Source organism: Brevundimonas sp., assembly GCF_013912065.1.
In the GTDB taxonomy this organism is placed as follows: Bacteria; Pseudomonadota; Alphaproteobacteria; order Caulobacterales; family Caulobacteraceae; genus Brevundimonas.
Window position 1 is genome coordinate 100,455 of record NZ_JACESA010000004.1, and the last position, 23,332, is coordinate 123,786.

The following is a 23,332-nucleotide window of genomic DNA, read 5'->3' on the forward strand; positions in this document are numbered from 1 at the left end:
GAAGCGCGAACGTCGTCTCTCCAAGGATTCCCGCCATGGCTCACATCGCCGCCGACAAACCCAAGCTGCTCGCGCGGGTCCGCCGTATCAACGGTCAGGTCAGCGCGCTTGAGCGCGCGATCAATGAGGATGTCGATTGCATCGCCGTCCTCCAGCAGGCCGCCGCCGTTCGCGGCGCCCTCGGCGGTCTCGTCGAGGCGCTGATCCTTCAGCATCTCGAGCACCACGTGGCCGCACCTCATCTTGACGAAGCCGAGCGCCGCAAGGGCGCTGACGAGCTGATATCCATCATCGGACGCTATAAATGACCTTCCCGCCAGCCCCGGCAGCTCACGACCATGTCTTCCTGGCCGCGAACCACGACGAGAACGCCCGTCGCACCTTGATCGTGGTCATCCTGACGGCCGTGATGATGGTCGGCGAAATCGTCGCCGGGGTGCTGACGGGGTCCATGGCGCTGCTCGCCGACGGCATCCACATGCTGACCCATGCCGGAGCGTTGGGCGTCGCGGCTCTTGCCTATGCCTATGCGCGGCGTCACGCCCATGATCGTCGCTACAGCTTCGGAACCGGCAAGGTGGGCGATCTGGCGGGCTTCGCTTCGGCGCTCGTCCTCGGCCTGTTCGCCATCGGCATCGGCGTGGAATCGGTCCGCCGCCTGTTCGAGCCGACGTCGGTTCTCTTCGGCGAGGCCGCGATCGTCGCGGTCATCGGCCTGGCGGTGAATGTGGTGAGCGCCCTGCTTCTTTCGGGCGGCCACCACCACGGTCACCATCACGGCGACCACGACCATCACCACCACGACCATGGCCATGGCCATGGCGGCGACAACAACCTGCGCTCCGCCTATCTCCACGTCCTGGCCGACGCCCTGACCTCGGTGCTCGCCATCATCGCCCTGCTCTCGGGCCGCTACCTCGGGTGGACCTGGCTGGACCCGATCATGGGCCTGGTGGGCGCCGCGGTGATCGCCAAATGGTCGTGGGGCCTCATGCGCGATACCGCCGCCGTCCTGCTGGACCGGACGGACGAGCATGTCGCCGAGGAAACGCGCGAAGCGATCGAGACGCCGGGCGACGCGGCGATCCGCGACCTGCACATCTGGCGCATCGGTCCCGACGCCCACGCAGCGATCATCAGCGTCTCCGCAACGGGCGTGACCCTGGACGCGCTGCGCGCGCGGCTCGTCCCCGTGCATGAACTGAAGCATGTCACGATCGAGATCGAGACCGCCGAGGCGCTCGCCGCCTGAGGTGCGACACTTTCCGTGTTGAAGGAATCATCGCCTTCCCGATAGTGGGGGGGGAGTTCGGGAACAACCACTTGCTGCGTCTTCTGCGCCAGATCTGCATCGGCCTGACCGTGACCTTGATGGTCGCGGTGCAGGGCTTTGCCTTGCGCGACGCCCAGCACCGGCTCGAACATGCGGTGCAGTTTCCCGGCGTCGACTATGTGGATGTGGCTGTCATCGCCTCCGGGCCCGACCACGATCACGACCATGGGCACAGCCACGATGAAGGCGGTCCGGTCGCGGACTTCGAGACCGCTTTCGACGGAGCGACCGACGGGGACGAGATGCCGGTCGTACCGCATCATCACCACTCCGGCGGGGGCGAAATCCACCTGGCGCTCGCTGGCCCGCCCTACCCGCCCTCTCTGCATAAGACAGACGGAGGCGCGCTGACCCCGGCGCGCGACGCCCTGCTTGCGGGCACACGCCCGGAAAGACCCCTCGACCCTCCCAAACAGCGCGCCTGATCACCTGAAAGTTGATCTTGCGCGGCTGCGGCCGCGCGCGCCCTGTTTGGAGAATTTCCTTGAACCACCCTGCATCCGGCCTCGCCGGACGGCGGGTGCGCGCCACAGCTGCGTCTGTGCTCGCACTCGCCCTGGGGGCGACGCTCGCCCCTGCATCGGCGTACGCCCAGACGTCGCCGACCTCCCCGTCTGTCGCCCAACCCGCGACGCTCACCTTGCGCGACGCCCTGTCCCTCGCCGCCCAGGCCGATCCTGCCCGGCCGGGTCTCGCGGCGCGGCAACGCGCGGCGGAAGCCGGTGTTCGCCAGGCTGACGTCCGGCCCAATCCGACGCTCGGCCTCATGGTCGAGAACCTCCCGACGCTCGGCGGCGGCGACATCCTGAACCGTACGGAGACCACGCTCACCTACGAGCAACGCCTCGAGCGTGGCGGCGACCGGCCGGCCCGGACGGCCCTGGCTCGGGCGGAAGGCGACCTCGTCGTCGCCGAAGCCGAGGTCGCCCTGCTCGATCGCCTCGAACAGGTTCAGCGCGCCTGGGCCGAAGCCCTCGCGGCCGAAGCTGCGGTGGAGATCGCCCGCGAGCGTCTGGACCTTGCCGAGGCCTTCTCTACGGAGGTCCTGCGTCGGGTCGGCGCCGCACGCGACCCGCTGTTCGCAGGCGCCCGGGCCGAGGCCGAACTGGCCCAGGCCCAGATCGATTTCGACCAGGCCGAGATCACCGCACGGCTGACGCGCGCGAACCTGAGCCTGTTCTGGGGCGGTCGATCCGACTTCACCCTGGGCTCAAGCCTGTTCGAAGACACTTCCGCCTCAAGGCTGGAGGCCGGACCGGTGGCCCCGGTCGATCTCGCCGTCTTCACCGCACGGCGCCTCATCGCCGACGCCCAGGTGCGCGTCGAGGAAGCGCGCGCCGTCGCCGATCCGACGGTACAGGTCGGCGTCCGCCACATCTGGGACAATGAGGTCGCCCTGGTGTTCGGCGGCTCGATCCCCTTGCAGCGCTATGATCGCAATCAGGGCGCTATCGACCGCGCTCGCGCCGAAGGGGTCGCCGCCCAGGCGGACAGCCGGGCGTTCGCGGCCGAGCGGGAGCGGGAGATTCTCCGTCTCCAGGTGCAGCTCGCCGCGCGGGCGAGCGAGGTCCGACGGATCTCCGAAGAGACCATCCCCCAGGCCGAGCGCGCCGTGCGGCTGGTCCGGGACGGCTTCGCGAGAGGGGGCTTCACCTACAACGACGTGATGTCCGCCCAGACCGCCCTGCTGCAGGCGCGAGCCCGGCGCGTCTCGGTCCTGCAAGAATTTCACAACGACCGCGCGCGCCTCGAGCGCCTGACGGGCGCACACGCCGATCTCGTCGGTCTGGAGATCCAACCATGAAGAAAACCTATCCGATCCGCCGCGCCTCCGGGGCGGCGATCTCCAGTCTCGCCCTGCTTCTGGCCGCCTGCGGCCAGGGCGGCGCCGCGCCCGAGAAAGGCGCCGAGGCTGAAGCGGCGGCCGCCGCCGACTATGAGCGCGGTCCGCATAACGGCCGCATGCTCAGGGACGGCGACTTCGCCCTTGAGGTCACCATCTATGAGGACGGTCCGGAGCCCATCTTCCGGCTCTATCCGTATCTGAACGACAAGCCGGTCGCCCCCGGAGAGGTCCAGGCGGCAATGGCCCTCACCCGGCTCGGGCCGTCCGTCGATCGCTTCGCCTTCACGGCGGAGAATGACTACCTCACCAGCCCGGGCGTCGTCACCGAGCCGCACTCCTTCGACGTCGCCGTCAATGCGACGCATCAGGGCCGCCGCTCGAACTGGACCTACCAGTCCTATGAGGGACGGACGACCATCGCCGCCGCCGCGGCTCAAGCCGGGGGCGTGAAGACCGAACAGGTCGGCAGGGCCACCCTGGGCGAGACCCTGTCGCTGAGCGGCCGGGTCGAGATCAAGCCGGAAGGCATGGCCGAGGTCCACGCCCGCTATCCGGGCCGGATCGTCTCGCTGAACGTCGAGCTCGGCCAGCGGGTGAGCCGCGGCCAGGTCCTCGCGCGCGTTGAATCAAGCGAGAGCCTGCAGACCTACACCGTGACCGCGCCGATCTCGGGCGTGATCACCGTGAAGAACGCCAACCCGGGCCAGATCACGGGCAACGGCCAGCCGATGCTGGAGATCGGCGACCCGACGCAGCTGCACGCGGAGTTCTTCCTCTATCCGCGCGACGCGGAACGCGTGCGGGTGGGCCAGAGGGTCGAGGTCCGCAGCCTTGCCGGCGACCACCGCGCGACCGCCACCATCGAAGCGATCCTTCCGGCGGCGGACGTGCTGAGCCAGACCCTGGTGGCGCATGTGCATCTGCCCGTTCAGGCCGGGGCCTGGCGCCCTGGACTGGGGGTGTCCGGAGAGGTGCAGATCGGCGCGGGAGACGTGCCGCTGGCCGTTCGCACGCGCGCGCTCCAGCCCTTCCGGGACTTCACCGTCGTCTACGCCAAGGTCGGCGACACCTATGAGGTGCGCATGCTCGATCTCGGTCGCAGGACCGATGAATGGACTGAGGTTCTGGGCGGTATCGAACCGGGCACGACCTACGTCACTGACGGCGCCTTCCTGATCCGCGCGGACATCGACAAGTCCGGCGCGAGCCACGACCACTAGGCGGAGCGCGAACCATGCTTGAACGCATCATCGCGTCGTCGATCCGCTTCCGCTGGGTCGTCCTCGCCTTCGTCTTTCTGGCCTGCGTGGTCGGCGTCTGGAGCTACCAGCGCCTGCCGATCGACGCGACGCCGGACATCACCAACGTCCAGGTCCAGATCAACACCGAGGCTCCTGGCTATTCTCCGCTCGAAGCCGAGCAACGGATCACCTTCCCGGTCGAGACCGCCATCGCGGGCATACCGGGCCTGTCCTACACGCGCTCGATCTCGCGTTACGGCCTGAGCCAGGTGACCGTCGTCTTCGAGGACGGCACGGACATCTACCGCGCCCGACAGCTGGTCAATGAGCGTCTGCAAAGCGCCCTCAGCCAACTGCCGCCGGGCTCTTCGCCCGAGCTCGGCCCCATTGCGACGGGTCTGGGCGAGATCTTCATGTACACGATCGAGGCCGAGCCCAACGCCCGCAAGCCCGACGGTACGGCCTATACGCCTGAAGATCTGCGCACGCTGCAGGACTGGGTCATCCGTCCGCAGATGCGCAACACGCCCGGCGTCACCGAGGTCAACACCATCGGCGGCTTCGAGCGGCAGTATCACGTCACGCCCAACCCCGACCGTCTGGCCGCCTTCGGCGTCACCATGGCGGACGTCGTGTCGGCGCTGGAGCGCAACAACGCCAACGTCGGCGCCGGCTATGTCGAGCGATACGGCGAACAATGGCTGATCCGCGTTCCCGGCCAGGCCTCCACGCCTGAAGACCTCTCCAACATTGTCATCACCACCCGAGGCGGCGTTCCGATCCGGATCGCAGAGGTCGCGGATGTCGGCGTCGGTGAGGAACTACGGACCGGCGCGGCGACAGAGGACGGCCGCGAGACGGTTCTGGCCACTGTCCTGATGCTGGCGGGTGAAAACAGCCGGGTGGTCGCGCAGGCCGCCTCCGCCCGCCTGGAGGAGGCCGCCAAGGCGCTGCCCGCCGGCGTCATCGCGCGCCCCGTCTATGACCGGACCGATCTCGTCGAGCGTGCGATCAAGACGGTCGCCAAGAACCTCGCGGAAGGGGCCCTGCTGGTCATCGTCGTGCTGTTCCTGCTGCTCGGGAACATCCGCGCCGCCCTGATCACGGCTGCGGTCATTCCGGTGACCATGCTGATGACCATGACGGGGATGGTGAGGACCGGCGTCTCGGGCAATCTGATGAGCCTCGGCGCCCTGGACTTCGGTCTCATCGTCGATGGCGCCGTCATCATCGTCGAGAACTGCCTGCGCCGCTTCTCGGAGGCCCAGCATCGCCTCGGCCGACTGCTGACGCGGGAGGAACGGTTCGAGCTGGCGTCCTCGGCGTCCAGCGAGGTCATCCGGCCGTCGCTCTTCGGCATCCTGATCATCACGCTCGTCTATGTCCCGATCTTCGCCCTAGAAGGGGTGGAAGGGAAGATGTTCCACCCGATGGCGCTCACCGTCGTGATCGCCCTGACCTGCGCCCTGCTGTTGTCGCTGACCTTCGTGCCCGCCGCGGTGGCCATGTTCGTCACCGGAAAGGTCCAGGAGAAGGATCCCTTCCTGATGCGCTGGGCCCGTGTCGGCTATCAGCCGGCGCTGGACTTCGCCCTGCGCACCCGGACACTCATGGTGGGCGGCGCCGTGGCCCTGGTCGCGCTCGCCCTGTTCGGCGCATCGCGGATGGGTTCGGAGTTCGTGCCCAATCTGGATGAGGGCGACATCGCCCTTCACGCCCTGCGTATTCCGGGCACCAGCCTGGGGCAGGCGATCGAGATGCAGACGGCTCTGGAAGCCCGCATCGCGCAGTTTCCGGAAGTCGAGCGCGTGGTGGCCAAGATCGGTACGGCGGAGGTCGCAACCGACCCGATGCCGCCCTCCGTGGCGGACACCTACGTCCTGCTCAAGGATCGCAAGGACTGGCCGGACCCCCGCAAGCCGAAGACGCAGCTCGTGGCGGAGATGGAGGAAGCGGTCGCCGCCATTCCGGGCTCGAACTATGAGTTCACCCAGCCCATCCAGATGCGTTTCAACGAACTCCTTTCGGGGGTGCGCGCCGACGTGGCCATCAAGGTCCATGGCGATGATCTGGACCAGCTGGTCGAGCTCGGCTCGCAAATCCAGGAAATCGTCGCGGGGATCCCCGGTTCGGCCGATCCGCAGGCGGAGCAGGTCACCGGCCTCCCGATTCTGCAGATCACGCCGGACCGGGCGGCCATCGCCCGCCTCGGCCTCAGCATGGAGGACGTCCAGTCCGTCATCGCCACGTCCATGGGCGGCACGACGGCGGGTCAGATCTTCGAGGGCGACCGCCGTTTCGACATCGTCGTCCGGCTTCCCGAGGATCTGCGCCGCAACACGGACGCCATCGGCCGGCTGCAGATCCCCCTGCCCGGCGCGGAAGGCGTGTCGCGCGGGTTCGTCCCCCTCAGCGAGATCGCCACGATCGCGCTGGAGACCGGCCCGAACCAGATCAGCCGCGAGGACGGCAAACGCCGCATCGTGGTGACCACCAATGTTCGGGGTCGGGATCTCGGTTCGTTCATCGGCGAGACCCGCGAGCGGGTCGAACGGGAAGTCCAGCTTCCGGAAGGCTACTGGGTCACCTACGGCGGGACGTTCGAGCAGCTGATCTCGGCCGCCAACCGTCTGCAGCTGGTGGTCCCGGCGGTCCTGCTGCTGATCTTCGGCCTGCTGTTCGCCCTGTTCCGTTCAGTGAAGGACAGCGCCATCGTCTTCTCCGGCGTGCCTCTGGCGCTCACCGGCGGGGTCGCGGCCCTGGCCCTGCGGGGTCTGCCGCTTTCCATCTCGGCGGGCGTCGGCTTCATCGCCCTGTCCGGCGTGGCCGTCCTGAACGGCCTGGTGATGGTGACCTTCATCCGGTCGCTGATCCAGCAGGGCAGGCCCGTCCCCGAGGCCATCCGCGAAGGCGCCCTGACCCGGCTTCGGCCGGTTCTGATGACGGCCCTGGTGGCCAGTCTCGGGTTCGTCCCGATGGCTGTGAACGTCGGAGCCGGCGCCGAGGTCCAGCGTCCGCTGGCGACGGTCGTCATCGGCGGGATCATCTCGTCGACGATCCTGACCCTGCTGGTCCTGCCGGCGCTTTACAGCCTCGTCCACGGCCGTGAGCGCCCCACGGACGGCGCGCCCCGCACCTCGTGGATGGATCGTCTGCCGTTCCGGAAACGGAGCGTCTGATGGGCCCCGCTCTTCCCCGGAAGAGCGGGAGCGGCGCCGACGCGGTCCCCAACGCGTCGGCGCCGGCCTTCCCGAGCCGGCTGCCGGCCCTGACCGGCATCCGGTTCTGGCTCGCCCTCGGCGTCGTGCTCTTCCACTACCAGCTGAACATGGTCCCCGAGGGCGGGACGGGCATCGCGCTGATCGAACGCGCGCGCCTCGCGGTCGATTTCTTCTTCATCCTGTCGGGTTTCATCCTGGCCCACGTCTACGGGCGTCAGGTGCGGAGCGGGACCTACAATCACAAGCGCTTCCTCATCGCGCGGCTGGCCCGGATCTATCCGGCCCACCTCGCCATGATGGTCGTGATGGCGATCATCGTCCTCGTCGCGATCGCGCTGGGGCAGCCGTTCGCGAATGACAGCTACTCCCTGCCGGGCTTCCTGTCCGCGCTGTTCCTGACCCACGCCTGGTTCCCGGCCACCGTCCCCAACGAGTGGAACGGGCCGTCGTGGTCGCTTTCCGCTGAATGGGCCGCCTATCTGGCCTTCCCCGTGTTCGCCTACATCGGACTGAAGGCGGGCCGCCGGCCCTGGGTGACGATCGCTCTGTCCGTCGGCCTGTTCCTGTTGATCGACGGCGTTTACCGCTGGGTCTTCAAGGATCAGCTGACCCACGCCGAACTGGTGCTCGGGGTGCTGAGGATCATTCCCGAGTTTCTGTTCGGGATCGGCCTCTACCAGCTCGGCAGCCGCATCCGGTGCGGTCGGCGGACCGCGACGCTCGCCGCGATCGGCTCGCTCGCCGCGCTGCTTTGCCTGATGGCGATCAGCGCCGACGAGCGGTTGATCGTGGCGATGTCGGGCGCCGTCATTCTCGGCCTCGCCCTGTGGGATCGGGCCGAGGACGACAGCGTCTTCAACCACCCGCTGCTGCTGGAGGCCGGCGAAGCCTCCTACGCCCTGTACCTCGTCCATCTGCCGCTTCTGATCATCTGGAAGAACGGCATGGCGATGCTGGGCGGCATCGACAGCACCTACCGGATGTCCGCGTCCGAAGCGGCTCTTCTGCTGGCGCTCACTGTCGCCTGCGCCTTCGCGCTGCACGCCTTCTGGGAGCGTCCGGCGCGCGCCCTGGTCCGCAGCCTTTTCCTTACCCCCTCCCCCAAACCTGAGAGAGGTCAATCATGACGTCTACCCTGCGCCGCGACTCCTGGTCGTGGCTCCGATCCCCCTGGACGGCGCTGCTTCTCGTGCTCGGCTTCATGCTGCTCGACGGCGCCTTCAGCCAGGCCCTGGCCCACGGCGTCGCCGAGGGCGACAAGGGCTACATCCAGGAGACCTCCGGCTTCCTGTTCTGGCCCTTCGTCTATCTGGGGGCCAAGCACATGGTCACCGGCTACGACCACCTGCTGTTCCTCTTCGGGGTGATCTTCTTCCTCTACAAGATGAAGGACATCTCGATCTATGTGACGCTGTTCGCCATCGGCCACTCGTCCACGCTTCTGCTGGGCGTCCTGACCGACATCAGTGTGTCCAGCTACATCGTGGACGCCATCATCGGTCTGTCGGTCGTCTACAAGGCGCTCGACAACATGGGCGGCTTCCAGCGCTGGTTCGGCTTCCAGCCCTCCACCAAGGCAGCGACCCTGATCTTCGGCCTGTTCCACGGCTTCGGTCTGGCGACCAAGCTGCAGGACTTCCAGATGTCGCCTGACGGCCTGCTCGGCAATCTGATCGCCTTCAACATCGGGGTGGAGGCCGGACAGCTTCTGGCCCTCGGCGGCATCCTCATCCTGATGGGCTTCTGGCGCCGGTCGAACAGCTTCTGGAAGCACGCCTACCTGACCAACGCCGTGGTGATGTGCCTCGGCTTCATTCTGACGGGCTACCAGCTCGTCGGCTTCTTCGTCATGTGATCGGAGCCCCTCCATGTACAACGCAAACCGACCCACCCGCGACCAGCTGCCGACCACGGCGGAGCTTCTGAAATCCACCGGCATCGCCGCCGTCGTCGCCGGGGCCATTCTGGTCACCGTCGTGCTGCCGGCCGAATATGGCGTCGACCCGACCCGCATCGGCTCGGTCTTTGGCCTGACCGAAATGGGTCAGCTGAAACGCCAGCTCGCCCTCGAGGCCGAAGCGGATGCTGCGGCGGACGCCGCCGCCGGTCAGACCTCGGGCGTCGCCGCCGCCCCGCCCCTGCCCGCCGCCCCGGCCCCGGCCCCGGCGGGAACGCCAGCCGCGCCGATCGCTCAGCCCGTCACGGCGGATGCCGCAGCGGCCGGCGTCCGCTCGGACGAAACCGTGATCGAATTGGCCCCCAATCAGGGCGCCGAGCTGAAGATGGATATGGCCGAGGGCGCCAAGGTCCGCTTCACCTGGACCAGCAACGGCGGGGCCGTGAACTACGACACCCACGCCGACCGTCCGGGCCTTCGCTACCACGGCTATGGCAAGGGAACGGACCTGCAGCAGTCGGGTGAACTGACGGCCGCCTTCACCGGCAGCCACGGCTGGTTCTGGCGCAACCGCACGGGCCAGACGGTGACCATCACCGTCCGGACGGAAGGCGCCTATACCGAGATCAAGCGGGTGGTCTGACCCGTTTGACGATCAGCCGCCGCCAGTCGGCTGGTCAGATGGCGGGGCGCGGAACCCCCCTGCAGCGCCCCGCCATCACTTATCGTCCCGATCCGGCCAACGCGGATGCTCATCGTCGATCACGACGGGATGGGCGTGCCACCGCGAACGGGAATGCGGACGGTCTCCCTCGGCCAGATGGGGATGATCCGCATCCAGCTCGTCATGAGCGTGGGCCAGATTGGCCGGGTCGTACTTCGGCCAGACGACGAGGGCGAGAACCACGCCCACCGCGCAGAGCGCCGCCAGAACCAGGAAGGCCGCCCGCGGATCCGCTTCGGCGGAGACCAGGCCCGCGACGGGGTAGGCGATCAACCAGCAGGCATGGGACAGGGCGAACTGGGCGGCGAACAGGGAGGGCCGGTCCGCACCCGTCGAAGAGCGCCGCAGCGCACGGCCCGCGGGAGTGATCGTCAGCGAATAGCCGAACCCCATCACGATCCACAGGCCGATGAGGATCGCATAGGTCGTCGCCGCGAAGGCGCCCAGCAGCAGCACTCCTGTCATGACCGCCGCGCCGGCGATCATCGCGGTCCGGTCGGTCACCCGTTCAAGCACCTTCGGGAGCGCCAGAGCCGCGGTCATCGACCCGCCCCCGAACGCCGCCAAGGCCCAGGCCGTCGCCTGTTGCGACAGGCCGAAGCTGCTCTGGACGAGAACCACCGTATTCACGAACACCATGGCCCCGCCGGCCGCCGTGGCGAGGCCGACCGCCAGGAGCCCTCTCAGTCTCGGGGTCAGGGCGAACAACCGGACGCCGCCGGTCAGCCGCCGCATGAACGGCAGAGGCGCCGCCCCCGAAGCGCGTGGCAGCACGGCCCGGATCACGAAGGCTGCGGAGAGCGCGAACCCGAGCGCGGTGCCGAGGAACAGATTGTTGTAGCTGATGAAGGCCAGCAGCAGAGCCGCCAGAACGGGGCTCGCCACGCTTTCCAGATCCGCCGCGAGACGCGAGAGCGACAGCGCCTTGGTATACTCCCCCTCGTCTTCCAGCAGGTCGGGGATCATCGCCTGGAAGGCCGGAGTGAAGGCGGCCGAGGCCGTGTAGAGCACCGCCATCAGCGCATACACCTGCCAGGCCGCGCCGACGAACGGCAGGGTGATCGCCACGCCCGCCCTGACCACATCCAGCGAGACCAGCAGGGTCTTGCGCGGCAGTCGGGCCGCGATTGCGCTCGCGAAGGGCGCTACGGCGATATAGGCGACCATCTTGATCGACAGCGCCGCCCCGAGGATTTCCCCGGCGCTGGCGCCGGCCAGATCGTGCGCCAGCAGGCCGAGCGCGACGGTCGCCATGCCCGTCCCCAGGAGCGCCGAGACCTGGGCGATGAAGAGGCGGCGGTAGGCCGGATTGGACAAGGGAGAGAACATCGTGGGGTCGCCTCGATCATATACTCCGGGAGAGTACCGGACATGTGGTCCGCTTTCCGCGTCATTTCCAGCCGTCGAGAGCGGCCGGGTCGATATTTCGCTGGAGCGCCGACGCGTTACAAGATAACATACTTGTATGCCCTCCCCCGGCTCCAGCCTTGATCGCACCCGCCAGGCCGACCTCATCGGCGCTGGCCTGTCCGTCGCCTGCGTGGTCCACTGCCTGTCCAGCGTGGGCGTGCTCAGCCTCCTGCCCGTGGCGGGGCTCGCCGGTGGCGAATGGCTTCACTGGACCCTCGCAGCCATCGCGGCGGTCGCGGCCTGGGTCGCCCTCGTCAGACCGCGCGTCGCGGCGCCGACCGCCCTTCGTCTGCTGGCCGGGCTCGGCATCGCCGCCCTCATCGCCGGCGCGGCGGAACTGCCCACCGCCGGGAGCGCGCCCTTCGCCACGATCGCCGGCGGGGTGAGCCTGGTTCTCGCCCATCTGCTCAATCTCGCGCGCATGAACCGGGCGCGGCCGCTCCAGCCGGTCTAGCGCGCGCTCGCCGCCTTGGCCGGGTGATGATGGCGTGGGGTGAAACGGATCTCATCGCGGGCGATGTAGAGCGCCGTCGCGCCGAGAACGCAGACAAGCGCCATTGCGCCGGCCATCACCCATCCCGCCTTGTCCCGCCCCGCGACGCGGTAGGTTATCGCCGTCAGCAACAGCATCACCACGGCGAACGGCGCGTAGAGCGGGATCCGATACGTCGCCGCGAGCGGCACGGCGATGACGCAGACGACCAGACCCGCCAAGAGGCTGCAGCCGGCGGCGATCAGGGTGTCCGGGACGGGATCGAACGGCCGGGGACGGTCGCGGCGTTTGGCGCGTCCGCGACCGCGATAGCGGCCCGGCCGCCAGCGTGGCGCCTGGCTGCGAATGGGTGAGCGTTTGCCGCCCATGGTTCAGTTCGCCGGTTCCGCGGGACGAGCGGCGCGATTGGCGAGCCAGACCCGCATGCGCACGATCTCCGCCTCCTGGGTGCGGATGACCTCTTCGGCCAGTCCGCGCACCTCGGGGTCCGCGCCATGCTCCAGCGCGATGCGAGCCATGGCCACCGCCCCTTCATGGTGGGCGATCATCCCGCGCATGAAGTCGACATCGGCGTCGCCGCTGTAGTCAATCTCCATCGCCAGGTGCATGCGCTCGTTCGCCTCCTTGTAGGACCGGGTGGCCGGGCTGTCCGACACGGCGTCGGCGTGGCCCGCATGGGCGTCCACCGGGCGCGCGTCGATCGGCGCCCCCGCCGGGGGAGGTGCGGCGTTCTGCCGGGAGATCATCCCGAAGGCGAACACCGAGACGAGGAGGAAGAGCGCGATCACGCTGGCCCATCCGAAACGTTTCATGAGGGTCTCCAGTTCGATTGGTTCAGGTTCAGGATGCGGGACGGGGATCGCGCCAGGCGAGCAGTCGCAGGGCGTTGAAGACGACCAGGAGAGTCGAGCCTTCGTGCAGGGCCACGGCGGGCCCTATGCCGAGACCCAGGATGGTGGCCGGGACCAGGAAGGCGACGACACCGAGGCTGACGAAGAGGTTCTGACGGATGATGCGGCGCGTCTGACGGCCGAGCCCCACCGTGAACGGCAGTTTCGACAGGTCGTCCGCCATCAGGGCGACGTCCGCCGTCTCCAGGGCGACATCCGACCCGGCCGCGCCCATGGCTACGCCCACGGTCGCCGTCGCCATCGCCGGCGCGTCATTGACGCCATCCCCGACCATGGCGACCACCGCCTCGGCGCGTAGTTTCCGGATCGCCTCGACCTTGTCTTCGGGCATCAGGTCGCCCCAGGCCTCGGTCAGGCCGACCTGGCCGGCGACGGCCTGGGCCGCCTTCTGATGGTCGCCGGAAATCATGATCATCCGGCGGATGCCCAGAGCCCGCAGCGCCGTAAGGGTTTCCCGAACCTTCGGACGCGGCGTGTCCAACAGGCCGATCACGCCGAGATCCTGGGCGCCCTTGCGGACCACCATCAGGGTCCGGCCCTGATTGCGCAGGCCGGCGACCGCGATCTCGGCATCGGGTCCGAGCGGCGCTACGTCGTCGGCGCCGAACATTTCCGGCTTGCCGATCCAGACCGTCTCGCCATCGACCTCGGCTATCACGCCCTTGCCGGTGAGGCTGCGCAGGTTCTCGGCTTTCGCCCCCCAGGATCCGACCACGCGTCCGATCCCGTCCCTCACGATCGCCTCGGCCAAAGGGTGATCGCTGAGACGTTCGACAGCGATGGCGATGCGCAACAGATCTTGCTCGGTCGTCCGGCCCAACGGGACCACCTCGGTGATACGTGGCCGCCCCTCGGTGAGGGTGCCGGTCTTGTCGAAGGCGATGGCGTCCAGCGCGCCGAGGTTCTCCAGCGGCGCCCCGCCCTTGATCAGCACCCCGGCGCGGGCCGCCCGTGCGACCCCGGACAGCACGGCGCTGGGGGTGGCGATGGCGAGGGCGCAGGGGCTGGCGGCGACCAGGACGGCCATGGCGCGATAGAAGCTGTCGCGGAACGGCTCATCGACGACGACCCAGGCGAACAACAGGACAAAGGCTAGGCCCAGGACGAGAGGGACGAAGACGCGTTCGAAGCGATCGGTGAACCTCTGGGTCGGAGACTTCTGGGTTTCGGCCTCGCTGACCATCCTCACCACCTTGGCCAGGGTGGTGTCGTCTGACCGCCGCGTGGTCTCGATCTCGATGGCTCCGGCGCCGTTGATCGTTCCGGCGAACACGACCGAAGCGGCGGCCACACCCGCCGGCCTCGCCCGCGCCGCCTCGCGATCCGCCACCGCCTGCTTGTCCACCGGCATGCTTTCGCCGGTGACTGGAGCCTGATTGACGCTGGTGGTTCCCGCGATGACGAAGCCGTCGGCCGGTAGCCGCTCGTTGGGCCGGACGACGACGATGTCGCCGACCTGCAGATCCTCGACGGGCAGTTCCATGACCTCGCCGTCGCGACGGACATGGGCGGTCCGCGGCGCCAGGGCGGCGAGCGCCTCGATCGCCCGCTTGGCGCGACCGAGCGCATAGTGCTCAAGGGCGTGGCCCAGGCTGAACAGGAAGAGGAGAAGCGCGCCTTCGGCCCAGGCGCCCAGGGCCGCAGCGCCGGCGGCGGCGACCAGCATCAGGGTGTCGATCTCGAAGCGGCGGCGACGCAGGTTCTCGATCGCCTCGCCGACCGTGAAGAAGCCGCCGAACAGATAGGCCGCCAGGTAGAGGACCAGCGGCGCCCAGCCCGGAACCGACGGTGCGAACCGCTCGATCAGGAACCCCACAGCGAGCATCGCGCCGCTGGAGAGGGCGAAGATCAGCTCGGTGTTCGGCCCCAGCAGACCTCCGTCGCCGTAGCTGTGTCCCTCCTCGGCGGCGTGGTCGTGCCGATGCGGAGGCGAGGGATCGGGGGAGACGCCACGGGCGTCATTCCTTGCAGGTTCAAGGGTCATTTGACCACTCCGGTGTCAAAGGCCGCGCGCGCATCGCGCAGGATTTCGAGACCGCCCTTGGCGGCGATGGCGGCGACCACCACCCCGACCAGCAGGTCGGGCCAGGATTGATCGAGCCACATCACCAGGCCGCCGGCGATGAGGATGCCGCCGTTGGAGGCGAAGTCGTTCAGGCTGAAGGTCTCGGCGGCCTTCATGTTGACGTCGCCGCTATGCTGGCGACGGATGAGCAACAGGCAGACGAGGTTGATGACGGCGGCCACGACGGCGAGGACCATCATGGTCGGGCCGACCGGTTCGGTTCCGATCAGGCTGCGCCGCAAGGCGTCCAGCAGGACGAGCACGGCGAAGATCAGCAACATAATTCCTGACGCCCGGGCGGCGCGGGTCTTCCAGATCAGCGCCCGACCGACGGCGAGGAAGCTGATCAGATAGACGGCGGCGTCCGACCCGTTGTCGATCGCATTGGCCAGAAGCGCGCTGGAGTCGGCGGCGAGGCCGCCGACTCCCAGGCCCACGAACAACAGGGCGTTCAGAACCAGCACCGCCAGCAGGATGCGGCGCTGGTTCCGCTCCGTGTCGTGGGCCGCGCTCACTCGTCCAGCCCTTCGGCTTTGCGATGCTTCACGGCCTTGGCCGCGAAGGTCGGGAGGACGAGAAGGGTCAGGGCCGTCGCCGTCAGCAGGCCGCCGATGACCACAGTGGCCAGAGGCTTCTGCACCTCGGCGCCGGCCCCGTGGGCGAGGGCCATCGGGATGAAGCCGACGATGGCGACCATGGCCGTCGTCAGCACCGCCCGCAGACGGCTTGTCGCCCCCTCGATGGCGGCGTTGCGGGGATCGGCGCCGGCGGCCAGTCGGTCGCGGATCGCCTGCATCAGCACCAGCCCGTTGAGGGTGGCGACGCCGGAGACCGCGATGAAGCCCACCGCGGCGGACACCGAGAACGGCATCCCCCTGAGCAACAGCGCCAGCGCCCCGCCGACCAGGGCCAGAGGCACGCAGGCGAACACCAGTCCCGCCTCCGCGAAGGAGCCCAGGGCCATGAACAGCAGGACGCCGATCAGGATGAAGACGATGGGAATGACCAGTCCCAGACGCTGCTCGGCGCGCTTGAGATTCTCGAACTGTCCGCCCCAGTCGAGGCGGACGCCGGTCGGCAGCTGGATCTGATCGACCTGCTGCTGGGCGTCGCTGACGAAGCCCCCCAGATCGCGGCCGCGAACGTTGGCCTGGACCACCATGCGGCGGCTGCCGTCGTTGCGGCTGATCTGGTTCGGTCCCTCGGCGCTCTGGATGCGGGCGACCGAGGACAGGGGCACGGTCACCCCGGTCGACGACACGATCGGAAGGGCGGCCAGGGCCGCGGGATCGTTACGCGCATCGTCCGGAAGACGGACCACCACGTCGAAGCGGCGGTCGCCCTCGAAGATCCGCCCGGCCTCGGCGCCGCCGATGGCGGCCGAGACCGCTTCGGAGACGTCCGCGGCCGACAGGCCGTAGTTGGCCGCCGCGAAGCGGTCCACGCTCACCGTCAGGGTCGGAAGGCCGGAGGCCTGTTCGACCCGGACGTCGGCCGAGCCCTCGGTCTGACGCAGGGCGTTGGCGACCTGGTCGGCGACCTGCTGCATGGTGGCGAAGTCATCGCCATAGACCATGACGGCCAGGTCGGTCCGCACCCCCGAGATCAGCTCGTTGAACCGCAGTTCGATCGGCTGGCTGAACTCGAAGCTGTTCCCGATCTGTCGCGAGGCGACCTCCTCGAAGCGGGCGATCAATGCTTCCTTCTCGAGGTTGGGGTCCGGCCAGGCCTTGCGGTCCTTCAGCACGATGACGCTGTCCGAGATGTTCGGCGGCATCGGGTCGACGGCGGCTTCCGCGGTGCCGGTGCGGGAGAACATGGTCTCCACTTCCGGCTGGGCCGTGATGGCCCGCTCCAGCGCCATCTGCATGGCGAGGGATTGCTCCAGCGACGCGGACGGAACCCGCAGCGCCTGCATGGCGACATCGCCCTCGTCCAGGGTCGGAATGAACTCCCGGCCCAGGGTGGTGAAGGCGATCCCGCCGATCAGGACGGCGCCGAGCGCCGAGGCCAAAACGATCCTCGGACGGTCGACCGCGGCCCGGATGGCCGGTTCGATCCACCGACGCGCCTTCCGGAGGATGAAGGTCTCGTGTTCGTGGGCGTGGCCGTGTTCGTCGACCTCGACCTTCTTGGGATCCCGCACCAGCAGGGCCGTCATCGCCGGCACGAAGGTGAAGGAGAAGATGAAGGCGCCGACTAGGGCCAGCATGACCGTCGCCCCCATCGGGATGAAGGTCTTGCCCTCGACTCCCTCGAGCATCAGCAGCGGGGTGAAGACCAGAAGGATGATCAACTGACCGAAGGCGGCCGGCTTGACCATCTGACGGGCTGCCGCGGCGGCGACGCCGAGACGTTCTCGGCGCGTCAGCATCCGCCCCGCCTCGGCCCGTTTCTGGCTGAGCATCAGCAGGGTGTTCTCGACCACGACGACCGCACCGTCGACCAGGAGGCCGAAGTCCAGGGCGCCGAGGCTCATCAGGTTTCCGCTGATGCCGAAGCGGTTCATGCCGATGACCGCGAACAGGAAGCTGATCGGGATCATCAGGGCGGTGATCGATGCGGCGCGGATGTTTCCGAGCAGCAGGAACAGCACCACGATCACCAGCAGGGCGCCTTCGGTCAGGTTCTTGGCGACCGTGGCGATGGTCTTGTTGACCAGGGCCGAGCGGTCCAGGACCGTGACCGCCTCGATGCCGGGCGGCAGGGTGGACCGGACCTCCTCGAGGCGCTCGCCGGCGGACTGGGCGACCGTCCGGCTGTTGCCGCCGGCGATCATCAGGGCCGTGCCGAGCACCGCCTCGTGACCATCCCGGCTGGCCCCGCCCAGACGCGGCGCCTGGCCGATCTCGACGGTGGCGACGTCGGCGACGCGGACCACCAGGCCGCCGCGATTGACGACCGGCGCCTGGGCGAGGTCCTCGATGGTGAGGGCCAGGGCGTCGGTGCGGACCGTCAGGGCCTCGCCGGAGCGCTGGACATAGCCGGCACCGGCCTGGGTGTTGGCCCGGTCCAGCGCCTGGATCAGGTCGCCCAGACCGAGGCCGTAGCCCGAGAGCCGGGCCGCATCGGGACGAACCGCATACTCTTTCACATAGCCGCCGACGGTGTCGACGCCGGCGAGGCCTGCGGCGGTCCGCATCTGCGGGGCGATGATCCAGTCCTGAACCGTGCGCAGATAGGTCGCGCGGGCCTGGGGCGTGGTCAGCAGTTCGCCGTCCGGGGTCAGATAGGCCCCTCCGGCCTGCCAGCCCGGCTGTCCCGGTCTGGCGAGGTTTTCGGTGTTAAACGGCTTGTAATCGACCGTCCACATCAGGACCTCGCCCAACCCCGTGGTGATGGGGGCCATGGCCGGCTCCACCCCCTCAGGCATGGCTTCACGCGCGCCGGCCAGCCGTTCGGCGACCTGCTGGCGGGCGAAATAGATATCGGTCTGGTCGGTGAAGATGACCGTGACCTGGCTGAAGCCGCTGCGGCTGAGAGACCGGGTCGTCTGCAGACCCGGTATGCCCGCCATGGCGGTTTCGATGGGATAGGTGACCTGTCGTTCGATCTGCTCGGGCGCGAGGGCCGGAGCGACCGTGGTCACCTGGACCTGCCGGTTGGTGATGTCCGGCACGGCGTCGATGGGCAGTTTGGTGAGCTGGAACAGGCCCCAGGCCGCGACCAGGGCCGTGGCGAGCACCACGAACCAGCGGAAGCGGACGGAGGCCTCGATGATGGCTTTGAACATGCGATCGCCCCCTTAGTGACCGTGCTCGGCCTCGCCCTTGGCGAGTTCGGCCTTGAGCAGGAAGGCGTTGGCGGCGGCGATCCGTTCGGATCCCGTCAGACCGCGCAGGATCTCGGTCCGCCCGGCGGCCTGACGGCCGGCGAGCACCTGGACGGCCTGGAAGCCGCCCTCGACCTGGACGAAGACCACGGTGTTTCCGTCAACGGTCTGGACCGCCTCGGTCGGCACGGTCATGCCCCCGGTCGACTGGCCGGTGACGACCGCGCCGGTGACGGCCGAGCCGGCCGGCGGGAGCGTCGCGCCTGAAGGTCGGGCGCGGATCACGGTGGCCCCGCTCTCCCCGATCCCGGCGTCTGCGGCGACCCCGGTGACGACGGCGTCGAACTCGCCGTTCGGTCCGGTGACCCGCATCGCCGATCCGGTGCGAATATTGGCCGCCAGCGCCGGCGGCGCATTGAACACCATCTCGACGCGGGCGGGGTTGCTGACCTCGGCGACCACGCCGCCCTGGGCGACGAAGCCGCCCGGACCGACCTGGACATTGCTGACCACGCCCGAGATCGGACTGACGACGCTCAGCCGGCCCGAAGCGTTGGGCGAGCCGGCCGCGGCGGAACGGGCCCGCGCGGCCCGGGTGGCGGCCTCGGCGCTGAGGAACTGGGCGCGGGACGCTTCCACTTCCTGGCGAGCGACGATGCCCTGATCCGAAAGACTGCGATTGCGCTCGTAGGCCTGGCGCGCCGCCTCGGCAGACGCCCCGGCGGCGTCTGCGTCGGCCCGGAAGGTAGCCGCCTCGCCGCTGACGAGACTGACAAGGGGCTGGCCGACCCGCACCGCCTGGCCTGGAGCGACCAGCACCCGCTCGACCCGTCCGCCGACAGCGGCGGCCACCGCCGCGCGCGAGTCGACCATCGGCTCCACGCGACCGGCCAGGCGGGTCTCCCCGCCTCCGCCGCCGCCGACCCCGACGACGGTGATCCCCGCCGCCTGGATCTGGGCGGCGGTGAGCGTCACCTGGCCCTCGGGCGCTTCGCCCTCCTCGGCATGTTCGGCTTCGCCCTCGACGTGACCGGCTTCGTCTTCAGTATGGCCGGCTTCGCCTTCGGCGGCGGGCGGCGATGCCGGGTCGCCGCCTCGGGTGGCGAACCAGAGGCCGCCGCCGCCAAGGATCACCAGGGCGGCGACGCCGCCGATCAACAGGGTTTTGTTCGATGTGCGCTTGCGCATCACAGGGCTCCTTGGAAGGGGGCGCGGCCGTCCAGGCGCGCGAGATCGATTTCGGCGCGGACCCGCGCCAGGCGGGCGTCCACCGCGGCGGCGCGTGCGTTGACGAGGGCGGTGCGGGTGATGCGCAATTCCACCTGGGAGATGCGTCCGGCCTCGAAGCCGATCCGCGACAGGCGGTAGGCCTCCTCGGCGGCGGTGACGCCGGCGTCGGCCGCGCTCACCCGGCTGACCGAAGCGGCCAGACGGGCCACGGCCGCGGCGCGGTCGGCCTGGGCCTCCTGCCGCGCCGACATCAGCCGGGCGTCCGCAGCGCGGAACTCAGCCTGGGCCGCGTCGATGTTCCCCCGGTTCCGATCGAACAAGGGGAGCGGCATGCTGATTCCGAAGGTCAGGGCCGTGGCGTCCTCCGCCTCGAACCGGCGAATGCCGACGCTGGCGTTGATGTCCGGGCGGGCCTGAACCCGCTGAACATCGACCCGGCGCTCGGCGGCCGTGCGCTGGGCCTCGGCGACGCGAACCGTAGGGGCGTCCTCAATAGCCGAGCCCCCTGTCGCCGGCGTTTCGTCCAGCAGGCTCGCATCGATCGCGGTCACAGGCGCAGGGATCATCGCGACGGCGGTCAGCCGGGCGTAGGCGGCGTCCCGTTCGGCGACGGCCTCGTCCCGTGTGGCGCGGGCGGCCGCGGCTTCGGCTTCCCCTTGAATACCGCGCAGCAGGGGCTCACGGCCTTCCTCGACCAGCACCAGGGCGGCCCTGGCGTCGGCGACGGTAAGGGTCAGGGTTTCTTCGGCGAGCGCCGCCCGCCGTTGGGCGGCTTCCGCCTCGGCATAGACGAGCGCAAGGCGTCCGGCGGCGTCGATCACCGCCAGATCGCGCTGAAGTCCCACCGCGCCGGCCTCCGCACGCGCGGCGGCGACGCGGGTCGGACGACGCCCCCACAGTTCGAGATCCTGGCTGATCGCCAGGGTCATGTCGGCGTTGTTCAGCCCCGAATAGGGCCCGGAGCCGTAGGCGTTCTCGACATCGAAGCCGAGCACGGGGTTGGGCCGGACGCGCGCCTGACGGACACGCGCCTCGGCGGCGTCGTAGTTGGCGCCCGCCTCGAGGGTCGCCGGGGCTTGCCCGAGCTGGGCGAGAAGTTGGGCATAGGTCGGGGCCGGGTCAGCCCAAACGGGACTGGCCAGGCTCGCCGCGATCGCGACGAGGGCGCAGCCGACCGCGTAACGCGGCCGCCTGCGAAATGTGGGAGACATGATTCATTTCCAGATTTTCTGAGGACGAAGAGGCGCGCAAAGGCGCAGGACTTCGGTCAGACTCTGGGGGGACGCTTCAGCCCGTCGGGCGTGATGGAGGCCCGGAAATCATCCTGGCGGCCGCTCTCCAGCGGCGGTTCGCCGAAGGCGGGCGCGATCGCGTCCACGCCATTGGCGCGGGCGGTGGTCGTGTGGTGGCAGTGTCCGTGCGAGCAGATGCCGTGGCCGGCGCCCTTGTCGCTGTGATCGCCGCCGCCCTGATCGTGATCCACCATGGCATGGGCCGCGGGCGGCTCCGGCAGGCAGGTGGCGGCGTCGACGGCAGGCGCGAAGAAGAAGGCGGCGAACACGATAGTCGCCGCCACGATCAATCTCGCCCATGTCGTCATCGACCAGGTCATCTCGCGCTCGTTACTTCCGATCCCGAAAACAGGCAATGCGTTACAAAGTCCGCGCGAAGGCGGCGGTTGCGCGGCCTCCGGCTCTCGCCTGAACCAGGATGGCGATGGCGAACCGCACGATTACGCCGCATTGCAGCAGGCCCGGCCGAAGATCGTCCACGCGGTCTCCACCATCCAAACCGGCCCGCCGCTCGGCGACCGCGCGCGGTTGGCAGGCTCGATGACTGGCGTTAAATCGTGTGACGAAGCCTCATCGTCAGACCTCCGACAGGCTCAGGTGAATTGTTGGGCGGCGTCGTTGAGGGAGAACGCCAGCTTGAGCGCCCCCACCGGATCATCGCTCGGGGTCAGATAGGTCATCATGCCCTTGATCGCCGTGGGACGCGGACCGCCCCCATGTGTGGGAAGGGCGGACGCGGCGGCCTGGCCGATGAACATCACCGGGAGAGCCGCCTTGCGGCCCGGTCCCAGGGCGGCGCGCCAATCATCGGCCGGGATTTCGTCGAGGGGCGCAAGGATCGCCCGGATCTGCTGGAAGTAGTCGGATGTGAATTTGGTCTCCGGGAAGGGCATCGACGACGCCGGCCACAGGGCGTCGTAGTCGAGCAGGTTCTTCACGTTCAGCACCACCAGACCATGGTCCGCCTCGCATGCCTCGATCTGGTCGGACGCCTTCTTGATGTTGTCGTAGATCGTCCGCGGGCGGCGGCTATGCAGGGTTTTCAGTGCGAGGGCCCAGCGTTTGGAGCGGTACGTCAACATGACATCCGGATTATCGCCCTTTGACGCAGAAGGATGATCCAGCTTCACGTCATCGGCGAACCTCATGGCCAGGGCGGCGACATAGAGCTCGATCACCTTGTTCCCGGCATCATCGGTCACCGGGCTGGCCGCATTCTGCAGCACGGTGGTCTTCGCCAGCATCTTGAGATGAGGGATCAGCTCCCCGAAATCCTTGTGACCCGCGACCCCCACCACCTTGCCGGCAAGATCGACGAACCCCATCGCCGCGCGCAGAACCGGCCGGGGATCGGCCGGCAGCAGGTGCGGATCACGCCACATCTGGATGACGTTCGTCATCTGCAACGCCTCGTCCTGCGACGCGCCGGCGAGGTCTACGCCGTGATCTGAGAGGATTTCGAGGAACCGGTCGACCGTCTCCTCGGCGCTGGTGAAGGAAGGGTAGGACATCAGGGCTCCATCGGCGTGCGGCCGGTCGATCCAAGCTACCAGTTCTGACCTCCGGCGCCTCGCCCGGGGCAACGTTTCCGCAGTGGATCGACTCCGGGCGGGAAGCGCCCCTAGACTATGAGCTGGCGGGTTCCGGAACGGATAAGCGCTGATCGAGAGCCGGGGGACGCGAAAGCGTCGGCGGCGGTCATCGCTGAAACTCCCGGCTTCCGTACAGAAGTTCCAGACCCGCCCCCTTTTCGCTCCCGGCCGGAGACTTCACTCCGCGTCGGGATCGATGATGCCGTAGCGGACGGCGACCGCGACGGCCTCGATACGGGTCCGGACACGGAGCTTCGCACAGGTCTTCTCCAGATTCCTGCGCAACGTCAACTCCGGTCACCCCG

20 protein-coding genes are annotated in these 23,332 nt (G+C 68.7%); 10 read left to right on the forward strand and 10 right to left on the reverse strand.

Annotated features, from left to right (window positions below; translation table 11 throughout):
• Positions 1-35: 35 nt before the first annotated feature.
• The 9 genes from H2037_RS04910 to H2037_RS04950 all read left to right on the forward strand — a co-directional run bounded on the left by H2037_RS04910 (position 36) and on the right by H2037_RS04950 (position 10,181).
• Positions 36-308 carry a metal/formaldehyde-sensitive transcriptional repressor gene (locus tag H2037_RS04910; RefSeq protein ID WP_292118486.1) on the forward strand — a complete coding sequence of 91 codons (273 nt, stop codon included), beginning with the start codon at positions 36-38 and terminating at the stop codon, positions 306-308.
• A complete protein-coding gene (gene dmeF / locus H2037_RS04915; protein WP_292118488.1) occupies positions 305-1,252 on the forward strand; it encodes a CDF family Co(II)/Ni(II) efflux transporter DmeF in 948 nt (315 codons plus the stop codon). Before H2037_RS04910 ends, dmeF begins: the two co-directional genes overlap by 4 nt.
• 71 nt (positions 1,253-1,323) lie before the next feature.
• Complete coding sequence (locus tag H2037_RS04920) at positions 1,324-1,758, forward strand: hypothetical protein (RefSeq protein ID WP_292118489.1); 435 nt, start codon at positions 1,324-1,326, stop codon at positions 1,756-1,758.
• 59 nt (positions 1,759-1,817) lie between these two features.
• The gene (locus H2037_RS04925; protein ID WP_292118491.1) at positions 1,818-3,137 is read left to right on the forward strand and encodes a TolC family protein; all 1,320 of its coding nucleotides are present in this window, start codon (positions 1,818-1,820) and stop codon (positions 3,135-3,137) included.
• Positions 3,134-4,399 (forward strand): HlyD family efflux transporter periplasmic adaptor subunit, encoded by a 1,266-nt coding sequence (locus H2037_RS04930; RefSeq protein WP_292118494.1) that lies wholly within the window; start codon positions 3,134-3,136, stop codon positions 4,397-4,399. Before H2037_RS04925 ends, H2037_RS04930 begins: the two co-directional genes overlap by 4 nt.
• 14 nt (positions 4,400-4,413) lie before the next feature.
• Positions 4,414-7,599, forward strand: a complete 3,186-nt coding sequence (locus tag H2037_RS04935; RefSeq protein ID WP_292118497.1) for a CusA/CzcA family heavy metal efflux RND transporter — start codon at positions 4,414-4,416, stop codon at positions 7,597-7,599.
• A complete protein-coding gene (locus H2037_RS04940) occupies positions 7,599-8,768 on the forward strand; it encodes an acyltransferase (RefSeq protein WP_292118500.1) in 1,170 nt (389 codons plus the stop codon). Before H2037_RS04935 ends, H2037_RS04940 begins: the two co-directional genes overlap by 1 nt.
• A 74-nt stretch (positions 8,769-8,842) precedes the next feature.
• Positions 8,843-9,496 carry a HupE/UreJ family protein gene (locus H2037_RS04945; protein ID WP_365833210.1) on the forward strand — a complete coding sequence of 218 codons (654 nt, stop codon included), beginning with the start codon at positions 8,843-8,845 and terminating at the stop codon, positions 9,494-9,496.
• Positions 9,497-9,509: 13 nt separating this feature from the next.
• Positions 9,510-10,181, forward strand: a complete 672-nt coding sequence (locus tag H2037_RS04950) for a transmembrane anchor protein (protein ID WP_292118506.1) — start codon at positions 9,510-9,512, stop codon at positions 10,179-10,181.
• Positions 10,182-10,256: 75 nt separating this feature from the next.
• On the opposite strand, the gene H2037_RS04955 is transcribed toward H2037_RS04950, so the two are convergent.
• Positions 10,257-11,591 carry an MFS transporter gene (locus H2037_RS04955; RefSeq protein ID WP_292118509.1) on the reverse strand — a complete coding sequence of 445 codons (1,335 nt, stop codon included), beginning with the start codon at positions 11,589-11,591 and terminating at the stop codon, positions 10,257-10,259.
• Between the two features lie 136 nt (positions 11,592-11,727).
• Here H2037_RS04955 and H2037_RS04960 point away from each other — a divergent pair, with 136 nt between their 5' ends.
• The gene (locus H2037_RS04960; RefSeq protein ID WP_292118511.1) at positions 11,728-12,126 is read left to right on the forward strand and encodes a MerC family mercury resistance protein; all 399 of its coding nucleotides are present in this window, start codon (positions 11,728-11,730) and stop codon (positions 12,124-12,126) included.
• On the opposite strand, the gene H2037_RS04965 is transcribed toward H2037_RS04960, so the two are convergent.
• From H2037_RS04965 to H2037_RS05005, 9 genes are all read right to left on the reverse strand, one after another.
• Complete coding sequence (locus tag H2037_RS04965) at positions 12,123-12,533, reverse strand: hypothetical protein (protein ID WP_292118515.1); 411 nt, start codon at positions 12,531-12,533, stop codon at positions 12,123-12,125. The genes H2037_RS04960 and H2037_RS04965 overlap by 4 nt on opposite strands.
• A 3-nt stretch (positions 12,534-12,536) precedes the next feature.
• On the reverse strand, positions 12,537-12,977 hold the full coding sequence (locus H2037_RS04970) for a DUF305 domain-containing protein (RefSeq protein ID WP_292118518.1): 441 nt from the start codon (positions 12,975-12,977) through the stop codon (positions 12,537-12,539).
• 28 nt (positions 12,978-13,005) lie between these two features.
• Positions 13,006-15,060, reverse strand: coding sequence for a heavy metal translocating P-type ATPase (locus tag H2037_RS04975; RefSeq protein ID WP_292118521.1), 2,055 nt, complete (start codon positions 15,058-15,060; stop codon positions 13,006-13,008).
• The gene (locus H2037_RS04980; protein ID WP_292118522.1) at positions 15,057-15,656 is read right to left on the reverse strand and encodes a cation transporter; all 600 of its coding nucleotides are present in this window, start codon (positions 15,654-15,656) and stop codon (positions 15,057-15,059) included. The genes H2037_RS04975 and H2037_RS04980 overlap by 4 nt, the downstream gene beginning before the upstream one ends.
• Complete coding sequence (locus tag H2037_RS04985; protein WP_292118523.1) at positions 15,653-18,874, reverse strand: CusA/CzcA family heavy metal efflux RND transporter; 3,222 nt, start codon at positions 18,872-18,874, stop codon at positions 15,653-15,655. Before H2037_RS04985 ends, H2037_RS04980 begins: the two co-directional genes overlap by 4 nt.
• Before the next feature lie 12 nt (positions 18,875-18,886).
• Positions 18,887-20,101: an efflux RND transporter periplasmic adaptor subunit gene (locus H2037_RS04990; RefSeq protein ID WP_292118524.1), complete on the reverse strand. Its 1,215-nt coding sequence runs from the start codon at positions 20,099-20,101 to the stop codon at positions 18,887-18,889.
• Positions 20,101-21,354 (reverse strand): TolC family protein, encoded by a 1,254-nt coding sequence (locus H2037_RS04995; protein ID WP_292118526.1) that lies wholly within the window; start codon positions 21,352-21,354, stop codon positions 20,101-20,103. Before H2037_RS04995 ends, H2037_RS04990 begins: the two co-directional genes overlap by 1 nt.
• Positions 21,355-21,410: 56 nt before the next feature.
• Entirely contained in the window at positions 21,411-21,755 is a 345-nt protein-coding gene (locus tag H2037_RS05000; RefSeq protein WP_292118528.1) for a hypothetical protein, read from the reverse strand.
• Between the two features lie 273 nt (positions 21,756-22,028).
• Positions 22,029-22,946, reverse strand: a complete 918-nt coding sequence (locus H2037_RS05005) for a hypothetical protein (protein WP_292118530.1) — start codon at positions 22,944-22,946, stop codon at positions 22,029-22,031.
• Positions 22,947-23,332 lie beyond the last annotated feature (386 nt).

Coding starts and splice junctions, on each gene's coding strand:
- H2037_RS04910 (WP_292118486.1), top strand. CDS start 36: ATGGCTCACATCGCCGCCGACAAACCCAAGCTGCTCGCGCGGGTCCGC.
- dmeF (WP_292118488.1), top strand. CDS start 305: ATGACCTTCCCGCCAGCCCCGGCAGCTCACGACCATGTCTTCCTGGCC.
- H2037_RS04930 (WP_292118494.1), top strand. CDS start 3,134: ATGAAGAAAACCTATCCGATCCGCCGCGCCTCCGGGGCGGCGATCTCC.
- H2037_RS04935 (WP_292118497.1), top strand. CDS start 4,414: ATGCTTGAACGCATCATCGCGTCGTCGATCCGCTTCCGCTGGGTCGTC.
- H2037_RS04940 (WP_292118500.1), top strand. CDS start 7,599: ATGGGCCCCGCTCTTCCCCGGAAGAGCGGGAGCGGCGCCGACGCGGTC.
- H2037_RS04945 (WP_365833210.1), top strand. CDS start 8,843: ATGCTGCTCGACGGCGCCTTCAGCCAGGCCCTGGCCCACGGCGTCGCC.
- H2037_RS04950 (WP_292118506.1), top strand. CDS start 9,510: ATGTACAACGCAAACCGACCCACCCGCGACCAGCTGCCGACCACGGCG.
- H2037_RS04955 (WP_292118509.1), bottom strand. CDS start 11,591: ATGTTCTCTCCCTTGTCCAATCCGGCCTACCGCCGCCTCTTCATCGCC.
- H2037_RS04960 (WP_292118511.1), top strand. CDS start 11,728: ATGCCCTCCCCCGGCTCCAGCCTTGATCGCACCCGCCAGGCCGACCTC.
- H2037_RS04965 (WP_292118515.1), bottom strand. CDS start 12,533: ATGGGCGGCAAACGCTCACCCATTCGCAGCCAGGCGCCACGCTGGCGG.
- H2037_RS04970 (WP_292118518.1), bottom strand. CDS start 12,977: ATGAAACGTTTCGGATGGGCCAGCGTGATCGCGCTCTTCCTCCTCGTC.
- H2037_RS04975 (WP_292118521.1), bottom strand. CDS start 15,060: ATGACCCTTGAACCTGCAAGGAATGACGCCCGTGGCGTCTCCCCCGAT.
- H2037_RS04985 (WP_292118523.1), bottom strand. CDS start 18,874: ATGTTCAAAGCCATCATCGAGGCCTCCGTCCGCTTCCGCTGGTTCGTG.
- H2037_RS04990 (WP_292118524.1), bottom strand. CDS start 20,101: ATGCGCAAGCGCACATCGAACAAAACCCTGTTGATCGGCGGCGTCGCC.
- H2037_RS04995 (WP_292118526.1), bottom strand. CDS start 21,354: ATGTCTCCCACATTTCGCAGGCGGCCGCGTTACGCGGTCGGCTGCGCC.
- H2037_RS05000 (WP_292118528.1), bottom strand. CDS start 21,755: ATGACCTGGTCGATGACGACATGGGCGAGATTGATCGTGGCGGCGACT.
- H2037_RS05005 (WP_292118530.1), bottom strand. CDS start 22,946: ATGTCCTACCCTTCCTTCACCAGCGCCGAGGAGACGGTCGACCGGTTC.